Origin of the sequence: Streptomyces sp. NPDC090083 (assembly GCF_044747445.1) — a bacterium.
Taxonomy (GTDB): Bacteria; Actinomycetota; Actinomycetes; order Streptomycetales; family Streptomycetaceae; genus Streptomyces.
Genome location: NZ_JBIVED010000007.1, coordinates 324,469 through 341,169, shown reverse-complemented (window position 1 = coordinate 341,169; position 16,701 = coordinate 324,469). Strand labels below are relative to the sequence as shown.

13 protein-coding genes are annotated in these 16,701 nt (G+C 70.4%); 8 read left to right on the top strand and 5 right to left on the bottom strand.

The window, feature by feature from the left end; translation table 11 throughout:
• Nucleotides 1-163 precede the first annotated feature (163 nt).
• The 7 genes from ACIPTO_RS25850 (at nt 164) to ACIPTO_RS25820 (ending at nt 7,601) form a co-directional block, all read left to right on the top strand.
• Nucleotides 164-988, top strand: a complete 825-nt coding sequence (locus tag ACIPTO_RS25850) for an NAD-dependent epimerase/dehydratase family protein (protein ID WP_401195952.1) — start codon at nt 164-166, stop codon at nt 986-988.
• 268 nt (nt 989-1,256) lie between these two features.
• Nucleotides 1,257-2,027 (top strand): DeoR/GlpR family DNA-binding transcription regulator, encoded by a 771-nt coding sequence (locus tag ACIPTO_RS25845; RefSeq protein WP_366319440.1) that lies wholly within the window; start codon nt 1,257-1,259, stop codon nt 2,025-2,027.
• 132 nt (nt 2,028-2,159) lie between these two features.
• Nucleotides 2,160-3,530, top strand: a complete 1,371-nt coding sequence (locus tag ACIPTO_RS25840) for a sugar ABC transporter substrate-binding protein (protein WP_366319442.1) — start codon at nt 2,160-2,162, stop codon at nt 3,528-3,530.
• Nucleotides 3,527-4,465 carry a sugar ABC transporter permease gene (locus ACIPTO_RS25835; RefSeq protein ID WP_366319444.1) on the top strand — a complete coding sequence of 313 codons (939 nt, stop codon included), beginning with the start codon at nt 3,527-3,529 and terminating at the stop codon, nt 4,463-4,465. Before ACIPTO_RS25840 ends, ACIPTO_RS25835 begins: the two co-directional genes overlap by 4 nt.
• Nucleotides 4,462-5,310, top strand: coding sequence for a carbohydrate ABC transporter permease (locus tag ACIPTO_RS25830; protein ID WP_366319446.1), 849 nt, complete (start codon nt 4,462-4,464; stop codon nt 5,308-5,310). Before ACIPTO_RS25835 ends, ACIPTO_RS25830 begins: the two co-directional genes overlap by 4 nt.
• Nucleotides 5,307-6,296: a zinc-dependent alcohol dehydrogenase family protein gene (locus tag ACIPTO_RS25825; RefSeq protein ID WP_401195948.1), complete on the top strand. Its 990-nt coding sequence runs from the start codon at nt 5,307-5,309 to the stop codon at nt 6,294-6,296. The genes ACIPTO_RS25830 and ACIPTO_RS25825 overlap by 4 nt, the downstream gene beginning before the upstream one ends.
• Before the next feature lie 114 nt (nt 6,297-6,410).
• A complete protein-coding gene (locus ACIPTO_RS25820) occupies nt 6,411-7,601 on the top strand; it encodes a TerD family protein (RefSeq protein ID WP_366319983.1) in 1,191 nt (396 codons plus the stop codon).
• A gap of 103 nt (nt 7,602-7,704) precedes the next feature.
• On the opposite strand, the gene ACIPTO_RS25815 is transcribed toward ACIPTO_RS25820, so the two are convergent.
• The 5 genes from ACIPTO_RS25815 to ACIPTO_RS25795 form a co-directional block, all read right to left on the bottom strand.
• Nucleotides 7,705-8,721 carry a 1-aminocyclopropane-1-carboxylate deaminase gene (locus tag ACIPTO_RS25815; protein WP_401195946.1) on the bottom strand — a complete coding sequence of 339 codons (1,017 nt, stop codon included), beginning with the start codon at nt 8,719-8,721 and terminating at the stop codon, nt 7,705-7,707.
• 38 nt (nt 8,722-8,759) lie between these two features.
• Nucleotides 8,760-9,407, bottom strand: coding sequence for a GntR family transcriptional regulator (locus ACIPTO_RS25810; protein ID WP_329555589.1), 648 nt, complete (start codon nt 9,405-9,407; stop codon nt 8,760-8,762).
• A gap of 49 nt (nt 9,408-9,456) precedes the next feature.
• On the bottom strand, nt 9,457-11,040 hold the full coding sequence (locus ACIPTO_RS25805) for a TROVE domain-containing protein (protein WP_401195943.1): 1,584 nt from the start codon (nt 11,038-11,040) through the stop codon (nt 9,457-9,459).
• A gap of 385 nt (nt 11,041-11,425) precedes the next feature.
• Nucleotides 11,426-12,895 carry an alkaline phosphatase PhoX gene (locus ACIPTO_RS25800; protein WP_401195941.1) on the bottom strand — a complete coding sequence of 490 codons (1,470 nt, stop codon included), beginning with the start codon at nt 12,893-12,895 and terminating at the stop codon, nt 11,426-11,428.
• 214 nt (nt 12,896-13,109) lie between these two features.
• Entirely contained in the window at nt 13,110-14,543 is a 1,434-nt protein-coding gene (locus ACIPTO_RS25795; RefSeq protein WP_366319456.1) for a hypothetical protein, read from the bottom strand.
• A gap of 313 nt (nt 14,544-14,856) precedes the next feature.
• Here ACIPTO_RS25795 and ACIPTO_RS25790 point away from each other — a divergent pair, with 313 nt between their 5' ends.
• A complete protein-coding gene (locus ACIPTO_RS25790) occupies nt 14,857-16,680 on the top strand; it encodes an endonuclease/exonuclease/phosphatase family protein (protein ID WP_401195939.1) in 1,824 nt (607 codons plus the stop codon).
• Nucleotides 16,681-16,701: the final 21 nt, after the last annotated feature.

Below are 16,701 nucleotides of genomic sequence, written 5' to 3'. Positions count from 1 at the left end.
TCAAGCAGGCAAATGAGCAACAAGGAAGCGGATTTCCCAGGTCCGCGCCACACTTGACGGGCATGGTGACCGCTCCTTAGCGTGTCCATGCATATGAATTCAGTTCATGAGTGCGTTCATGAACCAGGCCAGCCATCCACTGCCGACCCCCAGGAGACCGAGGATGCCCGCTCCCCGCACCGTTCTGCTCACCGGCGCCGCAGGCGGGCTCGGCACCCTGATGCGGGAGCTGCTCCCCTCCTACGGCTACGAGCTGCGCCTGCTGGACGTCCGCCCCATCGAGGGCGAGCCGGACGCGATCACCGCCGACCTCTCCGACCGGGCGGCGCTCCGCGAGGCCGTGCGGGGCGTCGACGCGATCATCCATCTCGCGGGCATCTCCCTGGAAGCCTCCTTCGACAAGATCCTGGCGTCGAACATCGAGGGCACCTACAACCTCTACGAGGCGGCCCGCCAGGAAGGCGTCCCCCGCATCGTCTTCGCCTCCTCCAACCACGCCGTCGGCTACACCCCGCGGCCCGAGGGCGGCACACCGCTCGACGCGGGCGCGCTGATCCCGGTCGACACCCCGCACCGCCCCGACACCTTCTACGGCCTGTCGAAGTCCTTCGGCGAGGACCTCGCGCAGCTCTACTGGGACAAGCACGGCCTGGAGACCGTCTCCGTACGCATCGGCTCCTGCTTCCGGGAGCCCAGCAGCGTGCGCATGCTGTCGATCTGGATGAGCCCCGCCGACGGCGCCCGCCTCTTCCACGCGGCCCTGACCGCCGAGGAGGTCCGGCACACCGTCGTCTACGGCTCCTCCGCCAACACCCGCCTGTGGTGGGACCTCTCGACCGCGCGGGCCCTCGGCTACGAGCCGCAGGACGACTCCGAACCGTACGCCGACAAGCTCATCGCCGAACACGGGGAGCTGCAGCCGGGCGTCGAGGCGCACGCCTACCTCGGCGGCCAGTTCGTGACCGACCCGCCGATCTGGCCGTACTGACGGGAAAAGGGACTCAGGAGTGGCGGGCGGGCACCGAACGGGCCCGCCCGCCGCCGTGTTCGGGCACCGGCGCTGCCCGATCTCACGCCCCGGCGCACAGCCGCGCAGGTCCGCGACGGACTCGGCGTGCCGTAAACGGTCACACACGGGCAGCATCGGGCGTGCAACAGGCCTGGTCAGTGCCGCGCACCGGCTGTAGAACTTCCCCCAAGGGTCCCACCGGGCCCGAACGGGCAGTACCCAGGTGAGCGGGAAGGCGGTGTCGGCCATGACCACGAGTTCGGCGGAGGAACGCCAGCGGGAGATCGTGCGGGTCGCGCGCCGCACCGGCTCGGTCGACGTCACCGCGCTCGCCGCCGAGCTGGGCGTGGCCAAGGAGACCGTACGGCGCGATCTGCGGGCCCTGGAGGACCACGGGCTGGTCCGCAGGACCCACGGCGGCGCCTACCCCGTGGAGAGCGCCGGCTTCGAGACGACGCTCGCCTTCCGCGCCACCAGCCATGTCCCCGAGAAGCGCCGGATCGCCCTCGCGGCGGCCGAGCAGCTCGGGGACGCCGAGACCGTCTTCGTCGACGAGGGCTTCACCCCCCAGCTCATCGCCGAGGCGTTGCCCAGGGACCGGCCGCTGACCGTGGTCACCGCGTCCCTGCCCGTGGCGGGCGTACTCGCCGAGTCCGAGCACACCTCCGTGCTGCTGCTCGGCGGCCGGGTCCGGCACGGGACGCTGGCCACCGTGGACCACTGGACGACGAAGATGCTCGCCGGCTTCGTCCTCGACCTCGCCTTCATCGGCGCCAACGGCATCTCCCGCGAGCACGGCCTGACCACGCCCGACCCCGCCGTCAGCGAGGTCAAGGCACAGGCCATCCGCGCCTCCCGGCGCACCGTGTTCGCGGGCGTGCACACCAAGTTCGGTGCGGTCAGCTTCTGCAGGTTCGCCGACGTCGGCGCCCTGGAGACGATCGTCACGAGCACGCTCCTCCCGTCGGCCGAGGCCCACCGCTACTCGTTGCTGGGGCCGCAGGTCATCCGCGTCTAGAGCACCCCGAGCGCCTTCGACGCGGTGCGGAATGCCAACCGAGACCTCCATGGGGCGCAGCCATGCCCGGCGACGCCTCCGCCATCCCATAAGTCCTCATATGTCCACCTCCCTTTACTGCAGGAGCGATCCATGCGAACCCAGAGCCGACGACGGCCGCCGCGAGCCAGGCTCGCCCTGGCCGCCGTAGGGACGCTGCTCGCCCCGCTGCTCTCCGGCTGCTGGGTCGGAGCGGGCGGCGCCGGATCCGGCGGCAACTCGATCAACGTCCTGATGGTCAACAACCCCCAGATGACCGAACTCCAGAAGCTGGCGCCGCACTTCACGAAGGAGACCGGCATCAAGGTCAACTTCACGGTGCTGCCCGAGAACGACGTCCGCGACAAGATCAGCCAGGACTTCGCCAACCAGGCCGGCCAGTACGACGTGGCGACCCTCTCCAACTACGAGATCCCGATCTACGCCCGCAACGGCTGGCTGCACGAGATGGACTCGTACGTCGCGAAGGACCCGGCCTACGACGAGCAGGACATCCTGAAACCGATGCGGGAGTCCCTGACGGCGGACGACGGCAAGCTCTACGGGCAGCCGTTCTACGGCGAGTCGTCCTTCCTGATGTACCGCAAGGACGTGTTCGCGGCGAAGAACCTCACGATGCCGGCGCACCCGACCTGGACCCAGGTGGCCGACCTGGCCGCGAAGGCCGACGGCGCGAAGCCGGGCATGAAGGGGATCTGTCTGCGCGGACTGCCCGGCTGGGGCGAGCTGATGGCGCCGCTGACGACGGTCGTGAACACCTTCGGCGGGACCTGGTTCGACAAGAACTGGAAGGCGCAGCTCGACTCCCCGGGCTTCGAGCAGGCGACGAAGTTCTACGTCGACCTGGTCCGCAAGCACGGCGAGTCCGGCGCGGCCCAGTCCGGCTTCGCCGAGTGCCTGAACAACATCACCCAGAGCAAGGTGGCCATGTGGTACGACGCCACCTCGGCCGCCGGTTCGCTGGAGGCCAAGGGCTCGCCGGTGAAGGGCAAGATCGGCTACGTCCCCGCGCCGGTCGAGAAGACCGACTCCTCGGGCTGGCTGTACACGTGGGCCTGGGGCATCCAGAAGGCGTCCCACAACTCCGACAAGGCCTGGAAGTTCGTGTCCTGGGCGTCGAGCAAGCAGTACGAGCAACTGGTCGGCGACACGGACGGCTGGTCCAACGTGCCGGCCGGGAAGCGCGCCTCGACGTACACCAACCCGGACTACGTCAAGGAGGCCGCCGCCTTCCAGGAGATGACGAAGGCCGCCATCGAGAACGCCAAGCCCAACGACCCCGGCGTGCAGCCGCGGCCCGCGCCCGGCATCCAGTTCGTCGACATCCCCGAGTTCACCGACCTCGGTACCAAGGTCTCCCAGGAGATCAGTTCGGCCATCGCCGGACGGCAGTCCGTCGACTCGGCCCTGAGGAAGTCCCAGAAACTCGCCGAGCAGATCTCCAAGGAGTACGAGGGACGATGACCGCCACGACAACGGCCCCGCTGGCCGCCACCGCGACCCGTACCGCGCGCCCGCCCTCGGACCGGCTGCGCGCCTGGGCCACCCGTGCCCCGCTGCTCCCCGCCCTGATCTTCATGATCGTCGTGACCCAGCTCCCGTTCGTGGCCACGCTGGTGATCTCGTTCTTCGACTGGAACGCGCTCTACCCGAAGGCCCGGCACTTCACCGGCCTCGACAACTACCACCAGGTCCTGAGCGACGCGGACCTGCGCCACTCGGTGTGGACGACCGTCCTGCTCACCGTGGCGGTGGTGCTGGCCAGCCTGGTCCTCGGTCTGCTGCTCGCGCTGCTCCTGGACCGGAAGTTCAAGGGCCGCGGTTTTGTCCGCACCCTGCTGATCGCGCCGTTCCTGGTGGTGCCGGTCGCCGCGGCCCTGCTCTGGAAGCATGTGCTCTACAACCCTGAATACGGCCTGTTCAACGGTCTGTTGCACTATGTGGGCGGCCCACAGCCGGACTGGATCTCCAACACCCCGCTGCTCGCGGTCGAGGCATCGCTGGTGTGGCAGTGGACGCCGTTCATGATGCTGATCCTGCTGGCCGGGCTGCAGAGCCGCGACCACCAGCAGATCGAGGCCGCGAAGGTGGACGGCGCCAGCGACTGGCAGGTCTTCCGCTATCTGACGCTGCCGCACCTGCGCCGGTACCTCGAACTCGGCGCCCTGCTGGGCTCGATCTACATCGTCCAGAACTTCGACGCGGTGTTCACCATCACGTCCGGCGGCCTCGGCACCGCCAACCTGCCCTACACCGTCTACCAGAGCTTCTACCAGGCCCACGAGAACGGCCTCGCCTCGGCGGCCGGCGTCCTGGTCGTCATCGGCTCGATCATCATCGCGACCTTCGCGCTGCGCGTCGTGTCGTCCCTGTTCCGTGAGGAGGCGTCCCGCGCATGAGCAGTGTCGCCGTACGCGCGCGTGCCCGCCGCAAAGGCGCCGGCCTCGGCCTGGTGGCCTGGGTGCTCGGCATCGTGTTCTTCCTGCCCATCGCCTGGATGGCGCTGACGTCCTTCCACTCGGAGGCGGACGCGGCCACCAACCCGCCGTCCTTCGGGGCCGCCCTCACCCTGGACGGCTACCGGGACTTCTTCGGCACCGGAGGCGGCGCGAGCCCCTGGCCCGCGCTCGTCAACTCCCTGGTGGCGTCGCTGGCGTCGACCCTCTTCGTGCTGGTGCTGGCCTTCCCGGCGGCCTACGCGCTGTCGATCCGCCCGGTGAAGAAGTGGACCAACGTCCTGTTCTTCTTCCTGTCCACGAAGATGCTCCCCGTGGTGGCGGGCCTGCTGCCGATCTACCTGTTCGCGAAGAACGCCGGGATGCTGGACAACATCTGGCTCCTGGTCATCCTCTACACCTCCATGAACCTGCCGATCGCGGTGTGGATGATGCAGTCCTTCCTCGCCGAGGTCCCGGTCGCCGTCATCGAGGCGGCCCAGATCGACGGCGCCCGGCTGCCGACCATCCTCGCGCGCGTGGTCGCCCCGATCTCCCTCCCCGGTATCGCCGCGACAGCCCTCATTTGCTTCATCTTCAGCTGGAACGAGCTGCTGTTCGCCCGGGTCCTCACGGGCGTGGTCGCCGAGACCGCCCCCGTGTTCCTGACCGGCTTCATCACCAGCCAGGGCCTGTTCCTGGCGAAGGTGTGCGCCGCGTCGCTCGTCATCTCCCTGCCGGTGCTCGCCGCGGGGTTCGCCGCCCAGGACAAGCTGGTCCAGGGCCTCTCCTTGGGAGCCGTGAAATGAAGGCCGCCGTCATCGAGTCCGTGGGCCGCGCCGTCGTCACCGAGGTCCCCGACCCGACGCCGGGCCCCCGCGAGGTCGTCGTCGAGGTCGCCGCCTGCGGGCTGTGCGGCACCGATCTGCACATCCTCCAGGGCGAGTTCGCGCCCAAGCTGCCGATCGTGCCGGGCCACGAGTTCGCCGGCGAGATCGCCGCGGTCGGCACCCAGGTCACCGAGGTCTCGGTCGGCGACCAGGTGGCCGTGGACCCCTCGCTCTACTGCTACGAGTGCCGGCAGTGCCGCAACGGCCACAACAACCTCTGCGAACGCTGGGCCGCGATCGGCGTCACCACGGCGGGCGGCGCGGCCCAGTACGCGCTCGCCCCGGTGGCGAACTGCGTGAAGCTGCCCGAGCACGTGCGGACCGAGGACGCGGCGCTCGTCGAACCGCTGTCGTGCGCGGTGCGCGGCTACGACGTCCTCAAGTCCCGCCTCGGCGCGCACGTGCTGATCTACGGCTCCGGGACCATGGGCCTGATGATGCTGGAGCTGGCCAAGCGCACCGGCGCGGCGAGCGTCGACGTCGTGGACCTGAACCCGGCCCGCCTGGAGACGGCCCGCACGCTCGGTGTCTCCGGCTCGGCGGCCAACGCGGACGAGCTGGACCGGCCGCAGGGCTGGGACCTCGTCGTCGACGCGACCGGGAACGCGGCGGCGATCCAGGACGGCCTGGACCGGGTGGCGAAGGCGGGCACGTTCCTGCAGTTCGGGGTGGCCGACTACGCGACCCGGGTGTCGATCGACCCGTACCGCATCTACAACCAGGAGATCACCATCACCGGCTCCATGGCGGTGCTGCACAGCTTCGAGCGGGCGGCGGAACTGTTCGCGAACGGCGTCCTCGACCCGCAGGTCTTCATCAGCGACCGAATCGAGCTGGAGCGGTATCCGGAGGCGCTGGCGCAGTTCTCGGCGGGCGTGGGCCGGAAGATCGTGGTGATTCCCTAGCCCGCGGGCGGGAGGCGGGAGGGTGTCGGGCCGGGCGTTGACCGGGTGGGCGAAATTGGCCGCTTGGTAAGGGAACGGCAAAATGGTCTCGGTCGTTCACGAGTCATGACAGCTATGACCCCCGGCTCGAACATCCCTCTCTCCGCCGCCCGCGTGACGGTGGACGTCGCCGCCCCGGTGCGGCTCGACGTATCGGGCCTGCTGCTCACGGGCGACGGCAAGGTGCGCTCCGACGACGACTTCATCTTCTACAACCAGCCGACGGGCCCCGGCGTGACCTACCGCTCCGGCGGCGGTACGGCACCCGACGCGATCACCGTCGACACCGGCGCCGTCCCGCCGGGCATCGAGAAGATCGTCGTCACCGCCAGCCCGGACGCGGCCGGCCAGACCTTCCAGGGCATCGAGCCCACGGCCACGATCCGCAACGCGGACGACAACAGCGTCCTGGGCACCTTCACGCCCCCGCAGCTCGGCGCCGAGACAGCGCTCGTGGTCGTCGAGATCTACCTCCGCAACGGCGCCTGGAAGGCCCGAGCGGTCGGCCAGGGGTATGCGAACGGCCTGGCGGGCATCGCCACGGACTTCGGCGTCACGGTCGAGGAACCGGCCGCGGCCCCGGCGCCCGCACCGGTCGCCCCGCCCACGCCCACGGTGCAGACCCCGGTGGCACCCCCTGTCCCGGCGACTCCCCCGCCGCCGCCCTCCGCGCCCCCGCTCGGCGCCGGAAAGATCAATCTCGACAAGGGCCGCGTCAGCCTCCAGAAGAACCAGACGGTGTCCCTCGTCAAGGGCGGCCGTCCGCTCCTCGCCCAGGTCAAGATGGGCCTCGGCTGGGAGCCCGCGTACCGCGGCAAGGACATCGACCTGGACGCCTCGGTCATCGCCTACGGCCCGCAGCGCAACCACATCGACAGCTGCTACTTCGGCAAGCTGTCGATCCTGAACGGCGCGATCAAGCACTCCGGTGACAACCTCACGGGCGAGGGCGGCGGTGACGACGAGGTGATCGTGGTCGACCTCGGCCGGATCCCCCAGGAGGTCACCGGCCTGGTCTTCACGGTCAACTCCTTCTCCGGCCAGAAGTTCACCGAGGTCGCCAAGGCCTACTGCCGCCTCGTGGACGCCGCGACCGGCGAGGAACTGGTCCGCTTCGACCTCACCAACGCCGAGGCCCAGACCGGGGTCATGATGGCCAAGCTGGTCAAGCAGTTCTCCGGCGAGTGGGACATGACCGCGATGGGCAACTTCGTGAAGTCCCGCACGGTGCGCGGCATGGTCAAGCCGTCCGCCCAGGCACTGTAGGCAGTCCTACGACCGCTGCGGGCGCCCCTGGCCGAGGGGCGCCCGGCGCTCGCTCCCCCGGCCCGCGGGCCGGGAGCGCGGCCCGACCGCCGTCCGTGACGGTCTAGAACAGCGCGCTGTACGCGTTCAGCGCGGGCTGGCCGCCGAGGTGGGCGTACAGGACGGTGGAGTCGGCGGAGATCTCGCCGCGTGTGACCAGGTCGATCATCCCGGCCATCGACTTGCCCTCGTACACCGGGTCGGTGACCATTCCCTCGGTGCGGGCGGCCAGGCGCATCGCCTCCAGGGTGGTCTCGTCCGGGATGCCGTAGACGCCGGCGTGGTAGCGGTCGTCGAGTTCGACGTCGTCGATGGTCACCTCCCGCTTCACCCCGATGAGCCGGCCGGTGGCCTGGGCGATGCGGGCCACCTGCTCGCGGGTCTCCGCGGGCTTCGCCGAGGCGTCGATGCCGAGCACCCGGCGCTCCCGGCCGCCCGCCTCCTCGATCGCCTTGAACCCGGCGACCATGCCCGCCTGGGTGGAGCCGGTCACCGAGCACACCACCACGGTGTCGAAGAAGACGCCCGACTCCCGTTCCTGCTCGGCGACTTCGTGCGCCCAGTTGGCGAAGCCGAGCCCGCCGAGCGGGTGGTCGGAGGCGCCGGCCGGGATGGCGTAGGGCTTGCCGCCGCTCTCCTCGACCTCGCGCAGGGCCAGCTCCCAGCTCTCCTTGAAGCCGATGCCGAACCCGGCCTTCACCAGGCGGACGTCGGCTCCGGCGAGACGGCTGATCAGGATGTTGCCGACCTTGTCGTAGACGGAGTCGGGCCACTCCACCCAACTCTCCTGGATCAGCACGCACTTGAGCCCGGCGCGGGCGGCGCAGGCGGCGACCTGGCGGGTGTGGTTGGACTGGACGCCGCCGATCGAGACGAGGGTGTCGCAGCCCTTCGCGAGGGCGTCGGCGACGAGGTACTCCAGCTTGCGGGTCTTGTTGCCGCCGTACGCCACACCGGAGTTGCAGTCCTCGCGCTTGGCCCACAGGGCGGCGCCGCCGAGGTGGGCGGTGAGGCGCTCCAGCGGGTGGACGGGCGAGGGACCGAAGAGGAGGGGGTAACGGTCGTACGAGGAAAGGGACATGGGGGTTCTCCCGGGTCGCTGGTCGGTCGGGGAGCGGGTCAGTCGGCGTCGGCGAGGCCTTCGAGGCCTCGCCAGATCTCCGCCGTCACGCGGACCGCGTCGTCCACGTCGCCCTCGGCGCAGGCCTCGATGAGGCGCTCGTGCAGGCCTGCCGAACGGCAGTTGCCGCCCTCGCCGAAGCGTCGTCGCTCCAGCCGGCGGATGAGGGGGGTGTAGCGGGCGACGGTGGCCGCCGCGGCGCGGTTGCCGCTGACGTGGACCAGGACGTCGTGCAGTTCGTCGTCGGCGCGCAGCGCGGCGTCCACGTCGCCGGCGCGCACGGCGGCGGCGAACCGGTCGTTGGCCGCGCGCATCACGTCGACGTCCGTGCCCCGCAGGAGGGGTACGGCGATCCGCGTGACCAGCTCGTGCAGGGCGCCGACGACGGCCGCCGCGTCCCGCACGTCGGCGGCTACGACCGGGGTCACCCGGGTGTAGCTCTGCGGCTTGCTCTCCAGGAGGCCGTCGTCCACGAGCCGTGAGAACGCCTCCCGCACCGGCGCCCGGGACAGCCCGAGCCGCTCGGCCAGCTCGGCGTCGCGCACCACCGCGCCGGGTTCGATCTCCCCGGCGACGATGGCGTCACGGATCGCTTCGTAGGCGCGGTCCCTGAGCAGGGTGCGGCGGACGGGCCGTAGGGCTTCCATGACCGTCATGCTAGAACTGAAATGTTAGATGTCAATGCCTCCTGGTGGCTCAGGCCGCCCAGGGCCAGTCCGCGTCCCGGGCGGATTCGAGGAGCGGGACCATCCGGAAGGCCGCGTCCGAGAGGCCGCCGAAGGTGTGCCGGTTGCCCCGGCCGGACGGGCCCTGGCCTGCCCGGTACCCGGCGAGGTTCCAGGTGTAGACCGGCACATGGGCCGGGACCTGCTCGGTCGGGTCGCCGTGCGGGCTGTGCGTGTACTGCTCGTCGGTGACGATCAGCACCCGGTCCTGACCCCGGTAGTGCGCGCGGACCGCCGAGGTGGTGTCGGTGCCGCCCAGGTCGCCGAAGCGGCCGAGGACCTTGAGCACCGACTCGCCCGCGTCCACGTGCAGCCGCCTGCTGGTCGTGCCGAACTCGACGAGGTCCGCGTCCGCCGCCCGCAGCGCGAGCGCCGTGCCGAAGACCGCCGCCGCGTCGGCGCGGTTCAGCTCCGAGCGGTCGGACAGCCGGGAGAAGAACATCGAGCCGGAGCGGTCCACCAGCACCAGCGTGCGGCCCGGCAGCGCGGGCACGTTGGCCAGCGAGTGGCCGAGCGCCCGCTCCAGCGGGTACGCCCAGCGCAGCGAGGGCGCGTGCTGGTACGCGGCGAGGTACCGGAAGGGGAACTGGCGCGAGCGCGCGACCTCGGCCGGGTCGCTGATCTTCGCCGCCACCCGGGCCGCGACCTCGTCCGAGACCCCGGCCTCGTCGAAGTTACGGAGATTCCGGACCAGCGCCATCGGCCCCATGGACGGGATGACGGCCTCCCAGGCCGCCTTGTCCATCGGGCCCTGGAGCCAGCCGGCCAGCGCCTCCCACGTCATCCCGGCCGCCGCGAGCCGCTCCGCGCCGTCGGCCGCCGTGACGACCGCGCGCCGCCGCTCGACCGGCAGCGCCATCAGCGCGCGGTGCGCGGTGAGGACGTGGCTCGACGCCGGCGGTACGGCGGTGTCCGGGTGGTGGCGCCGGTCCAGCGCGTACTGGAACAGCTCGCCCTGCCAGGCCTTGTCCGGGTCCGGCGCCGCGTGCACGAGGTTGAGGATGTCGCCGAAGCGGTAGCCCTTGGACGCGGTGTCGTACTTCAGCAGCGACGTGCCGCCGTAGAGCCGTCGTACGGCGTCGGCGATGCCGCGCTTGACGGGCTTCGGGATGGCGCGGCCGTGGCGCGCGGTCCAGTAGGCGAGCAGTTCGCCGGGCTCGTCCGGGCGGCGGAGCACCGAGTCGACGACCCGCCGGTTGGAGGGGCCGTCGGTGGCGCCGGCGTCGAGGCGGGCCTTCACGTACTCGGCGGCGCCCACGACGGCGGCCGTACGGAGGTTGCCCTCGCCGCGCAGCCAGCCGAGGAGGCCCGCCGTCCAGTCGGGGTCGGTGACGGCGAGCTGACGCACGAGGGCCGCGAAGCGGTCGTCGCGGTCGTCGCCGGACTCGTAGAAGGTCTGCTGGGAGACGAAGTTGGCGACGGCGAGCAGGAAGAGCTCGGAGCGCGTGTCACGCTCGCGGCCCCGGCCGCCCTCGTACGTACGGAGCACCCGGCCGGTGGAGGTGACCCGCGACGTGGGCCCGGCCTTAGCCGCCTTGGAGTTGAAGCGCGCCATGGTGAATTCCCCCGAATTCATTGCCCCTTGTTCCTGGGACGATCCCCGGAACATGGGATTTCGGAGGGAGACGCGGCGAAAGGTGGGTGCCCGAGATCAGAGAGCGGCGACGGACTGTTCAGATGCTCTACCCCATTGAGCTACACCGACCCGAGGTCGATGACGGGACTCGAACCCGCAACCGTCCGATCCGATGAAGTAACCGTTGCCTGCGCACCGGGCACCCACCATGAGCTGCGCCTCCCGAGATCAAGAACGGCTGCGGTGTCTTTTTCGGTTGCAACGAAGTAACCGCCGCCTGCGCACCGGGAGGTGCGTGCTGTTGTGATCTCAGACTAGGAGGCACAGCTCCGGAGGGGCCAACCAATTAATTCCGTACGGGAGTTCAGCCGCGCTTCTGCCGCTTCCAGGGGCCCGTGATCGCGAGCATGATCCCCGGCGTCTGAATGTTGGCGTAGAGGGTCCTGCCGTCGGGCGAGAAGGTGACGCCGGTGAACTCGCTGTATTCCGGTTCTTCTTCGGTGCCGATGTTCAGTTCGTTGCGGGCGATCGGGTAGGTGCGGCCGGAGTCGGTCGCGCCGAACAGGTGCTGGACGCCCTCGCCGTCCTCGGCGATGACGAGGCCGCCGTAGGGGGAGACGGTGATGTTGTCGGGGCCGTCGAACGCGCCGTCAACGGACGGGTCCGGGTTGACGCCGAGGAGGACCTTGAGGGTGAGGGTGCGGCGCTTGGGGTCGTAGAACCAGACGGCGCCGTCGTGCTGGACGGGGCTCTCCGTGCGGGCGAAGGACGAGACGATGTAGGTGCCGCCGTCACCCCACCACATGCCCTCCAGCTTGCGGGCGCGGGTGACCTCTCCGGCGGCGAACTGCTTGCGGACGGACACCGTCTTCGCGTCGCGGTCGGGGACGGTCACCCAGTCCACGCCGTAGACCGTGCCGATCTTCGTGGCGCGGGAGAGGTCGTCGACGAACTTGCCGCCGGAGTCGAAGCACTTGAAGGCTTCGAGGACGCCCGCGCCGTCGGGAAGGGTGCGGAGCTTGCCGCGGCCGTGGTGGAAGTGCTCGGGCGGGGTCCAGCGGTAGAGGAGGCCGTTCGGGTTGGACGCGTCCTCGGTCAGGTAGAGGTGGCCGCGCTTGGGGTCGACGACGACCGCCTCGTGCGCGTAGCGGCCGAGTGCCTTGATCGGCTTGGGGTTCCGGTTGGCGCGGCGGTCGACGGGGTCGACCTCGAAGACGTAGCCGTGGTCCTTGGTGAAGCCGTTGGTGCCGGCCTTGTCCTCGGTCTCCTCGCAGGTGAGCCAGGTGTCCCAAGGGGTGTTGCCGCCCGCGCAGTTGGTGGCGGTGCCGGCGATGCCGACCCACTCGGCGACGTGGTCGCGGCGGACCTCGACGACCGTGCAGCCGCCGGCCGCGGCGGGGTCGTAGACGAGGCCCTCGGTGAGCGGGACGGGGTGGGGCCACTGGGCGCGGGGGCCCGCGAGTTCGTGGTTGTTGACCAGGAGGGTGGCGCCGCGCGGGCCGTCGAAGGTGGACGTGCCGTCGTGGTTGGAGGGGGTGAACTCCCCTGATTCCAGCTTGGTTTTGCCGCTGTGGGTGATGACGCGGTAGGTGAAGCCGGCGGGGAGGGCGAGGAGGCCGTCCGGGTCGGCGATCAGCGGGCCGTAGCCGACACCGACGTGGCCGTGCCCGTGGTCATGGCCGTGGCCGTGGCCGTGGCGGGCCGTCGATTCCTCGGTGTCGGTGGACGCGAGGGCGTTGGGCGCGGTGGCGAGGGCGCCGACGCTGCCCGCCAGCGCGATCCCGGCACCTGTCAGCGCGGACTGTGCGGTGAAATCCCTGCGGGTGAGCGACATGGTGTCTCCTGTGACGGTGGGTGTGCCGTGGAGGGTGGCGGACCTCGGTCGGCGCCACGCTCCCGCCCATGTCTGAACACGAGTTGAACACCGGTCGACTTCGCCGGGCTCTCTTCCATGAATCCGTCCGCATCCGGCCACGAAGCCGTATGCGCTCACCCATGGGATTCAAAAATCACCCATGGGATTCACCGGCCACCGAGGCCGCTTCGGCTCAACTCCCTTGCTGGGAACGCGCCTTGAAGGCCGCCTTGCGGGCTTCCTTCGCGATCCGCTTGTCGGGGTGCAGACGCCCCATCGCCTCCAGGACGTCCGCGGTCGCCGGGTGGTCGACCCGCCAGGCAGCCGCGAAGAAGCCGTTGTGCTGCTGGGCCAGGCCCTCGACCAGGGCCTGCAGTTCCTCGGAGTTGCCCTCGGCGGCGAGCTGCGCGGCGACCGTGTCGACGGTCAGCCAGAACACCAGGTCCTCGGAGGGCGCGGGGACGTCGTTCGCGCCGTGCTCGCTCAGCCAGACCCGGGCGAGGCCGCCCAGTTCGGGGTCGTCGAGCACCGCGCGCAGGGCGGGCTCGGCCTCCGCGCCGACGAGGGAGAGCGCCTGCTGGCAGAGCAGCCGCCGCAGGGGTGCGCCGGGGTCGGCGCCGCGGGCCGCGGCGAGCAGCTCCTCTGCGGCGGCGAGGGGTTCACGGCCGGCCAGCCACTGTTCGAGCTCGGCCTGCGCCGCCCGCTGCGGGAACTGCGACGTCCCGTCGAGCAGCGCGTCCGCGCCCTTGTCCGCGAGGTCTCCCACGGCGGGGGCGGCGAAGCCCGCTTCGAGGAGGCGGGCGCGGAGGCCGTAGAGGCCAAGGGGGGTGAGGCGGACCATGCCGTAGCGGGTGACGTCGGTCTCGTCGACGGCGGCGGGGCTCTCGACGGGTTCGTCGATGTCGGCCATGAGGGCCTCGTCGACGGGCTGGTAGTCGACGAGGCCGACCGGTGCGAGCAGCCGGAACTGGTCGTCCAGGCGCATCATCGCGTCGGAGACCTGTTCCAGGACGTCGTTGGTGGGTTCGCCCATGTCGCTGGGGACGATCATCGAGGCGGCGAGCGCGGGCAGCGGGACGGGTCCGTCGCCGGGGCCGTCCTCGTTGACGGTGAGGAGGTAGAGGTTGCCGAGGACGCCGTCGAGGAACTCGGCCTCCGCCTCGGGGTCCCAGTCGAGTGACGAGAAATCGACCTCGCCGCTCTCGTCCATGGCGTCGACAAGACCGTCCAGATCGGGCACGCTCGCGTCCGCGAGGAGGGTGTCGAGGGCGCCGAGCCAGACCGTGAGGACGTCGTGCGGCGAGCCGGAGGTGAGCTGGGCCAGCTCCTCGCCGGCCGTGACGGTGCCCTCCTCCTCGTCGACGACCTCGACCAGCCCGGTGTCCACGGCGACCCGCCAGGCCTCGCTGGCGTCGGCCGCGGCGTCGTCGCCGGTCAGTCCGAGGTGCTCGGCGGCGGCGGGCAGCTGCTCGTCGACAAGGCTGCCACCGGCGTCGATCCGGGTCTCGGGGCCGGCCCAGCGGGCCAGTTGCGCGGCCCGGGAGAGCAGGGGTGTGGACAGCGCGTCGCGCGCCAGCTCCGCTTCGGAGTGCAGCCGCACCGGCGGCAAGGGGGAGCTGTCTGACATCGGTGGGATCTCCTAGGGCGCCTCGAGGGCCGTACGACGGCCGTACACGACACACGACTCAGCCGCTCAGCCTAGACGGATTTCGACCCATGCCGCCCGGTTCATGTGCTGGCCACACGGTGTCCATGGCCGAAACCTTGACAACTGGGCGGCTCCGCAATGAGATTGACGCGCGTAGAAATGTCATGGACACCCAACCCAGCCATGTTCTACGCGCGTCGCTGCCGCCCCACCGGTCGCGGCTCCCACCGCCGCAGTATGTGTTCTCATCACCCTCGTCCCGGCACCCACGCATGTCCCCGGAGGGATCCCGTTGCCGAGCAAGTCCACCGCGCGCCTCGCCGCGCTCACCGTCGCCGCCGTCTGCTCCGTGGCGTCCACGATCGTTCTCACCTCGCCCGCGCACGCCGACGGCGTCCGCATCCACGACATCCAGGGCACGACCCGGGTGTCCCCGTACGCCGGCCAGAAGGTCGCGGACGTCCCGGGCATCGTCACCGGCGTCCGCACCTACGGCTCGTCCAAGGGGTTCTGGTTCCAGGACGCGACCCCGGACGACAACCCGGCCACCAGCGAGGGCGTGTTCGTCTTCACCAGCTCGACCCCGACCGTCGCGGTCGGCGACGCGGTCACCGTCTCCGGCACGGTCTCCGAGTACGTCCCGGGCGGCGCCGCCACGGGCAACCAGTCGGTGACCGAGATCACCAAGCCGACGGTCACCGTCGTCTCCCAGGGCAACGCCGTACCGGCGCCCGTGGTGATCAGCGACCGGTCCGTGCCGAGCAGGTACACGCCGACCGGTGACACCGCCGCGAGCGGTTCGATCAACGGGCTGACGCTCCAGCCGAAGAAGTACGCCCTGGACTACTACGAGTCCCTCGAGGGGATGAACGTCCAGGTCTCCGACGCCCGCGTGGTCACCGCGACCGACCCGTACGCGGAGCTGTGGGTCACGGTCAAGCCGCACGAGAACGCCTCGAAGCGCGGCGGCACGGTCTACGGCTCCTACGACGCGCAGAACACCGGGCGCCTCCAGATCCAGTCCCTGGGCGCGACGGCGGACTTCCCGGTCGTCAACGTCGGCGACAAGCTGACGGGCACCACGGCCGGCCCGATGGACTTCAACCAGTACGGCGGCTACACCCTCGTCGCCAACGAGATCGGCGCCGTGAAGAGCGCGGGCCTCAAGCGCGAGACGACGAAGAAGCAGTCCAGGAACCAGCTCGCGGTGGCGACGTACAACGTCGAGAACCTCGACCCGTCGGACGGCACCTTCGCCGCGCACGCCTCGGCGATCGTCAACAACCTCCAGTCCCCCGACATCGTGTCCCTGGAGGAGATCCAGGACAACAACGGCGCGACGGACGACGGCACGGTCGACGCGAGCGTCACGGTCGGCAAGCTGATCGACGCGATCGTCGCGGCGGGCGGCCCGGCGTACGACTGGCGCTCCATCGACCCGGTCAACGACCAGGACGGCGGCGAGCCCGGCGGCAACATCCGCCAGGTGTTCCTGTTCAACCCGCAGCGGGTCTCCTTCACCGACCGCGCGGGCGGCGACTCGACGACCGCCGTCGGGGTCACCAAGGTGCACGGCAAGGCGCAGCTGACGGCCTCCCCGGGCCGTGTCGACCCGGCCAACGCGGCCTGGAACGCGAGCCGCAAGCCGCTCGCGGGCGAGTTCGTCTTCCGGGGCAGGACGGTCTTCGTGATCGCCAACCACCTGACCTCCAAGGGCGGCGACCAGCCGCTGACCGCGCAGTACCAGCCGGTCACCCGCAGCTCGGAGACCCAGCGGCACGCGCAGGCGACCGCGGTCAACGCCTTCGTCAAGCAGATCCTCGCGGCCCAGAAGGACGCGGACGTCATCACGCTCGGCGACATGAACGACTTCGAGTTCTCCGACACCGCGAAGATCCTCGAAGGCAGGGGCGAGCTGTACTCGGCGATCAAGTCCCTGCCGAAGAACGAGCGTTACACGTACGACTACCAGGGCAACGAGCAGGTCCTGGACCAGATCCTGATCAGCCCGTCGATCCGCAAGGACTGCTTCGAGTACGACAGCGTCCACATCAACTCGGAGTTCCACGACCAGATCAGCGATCACGACCCGCAGGTGCTGCGCTTCCAGCCGTAGCGCCCACGGGCCCATGGGGGA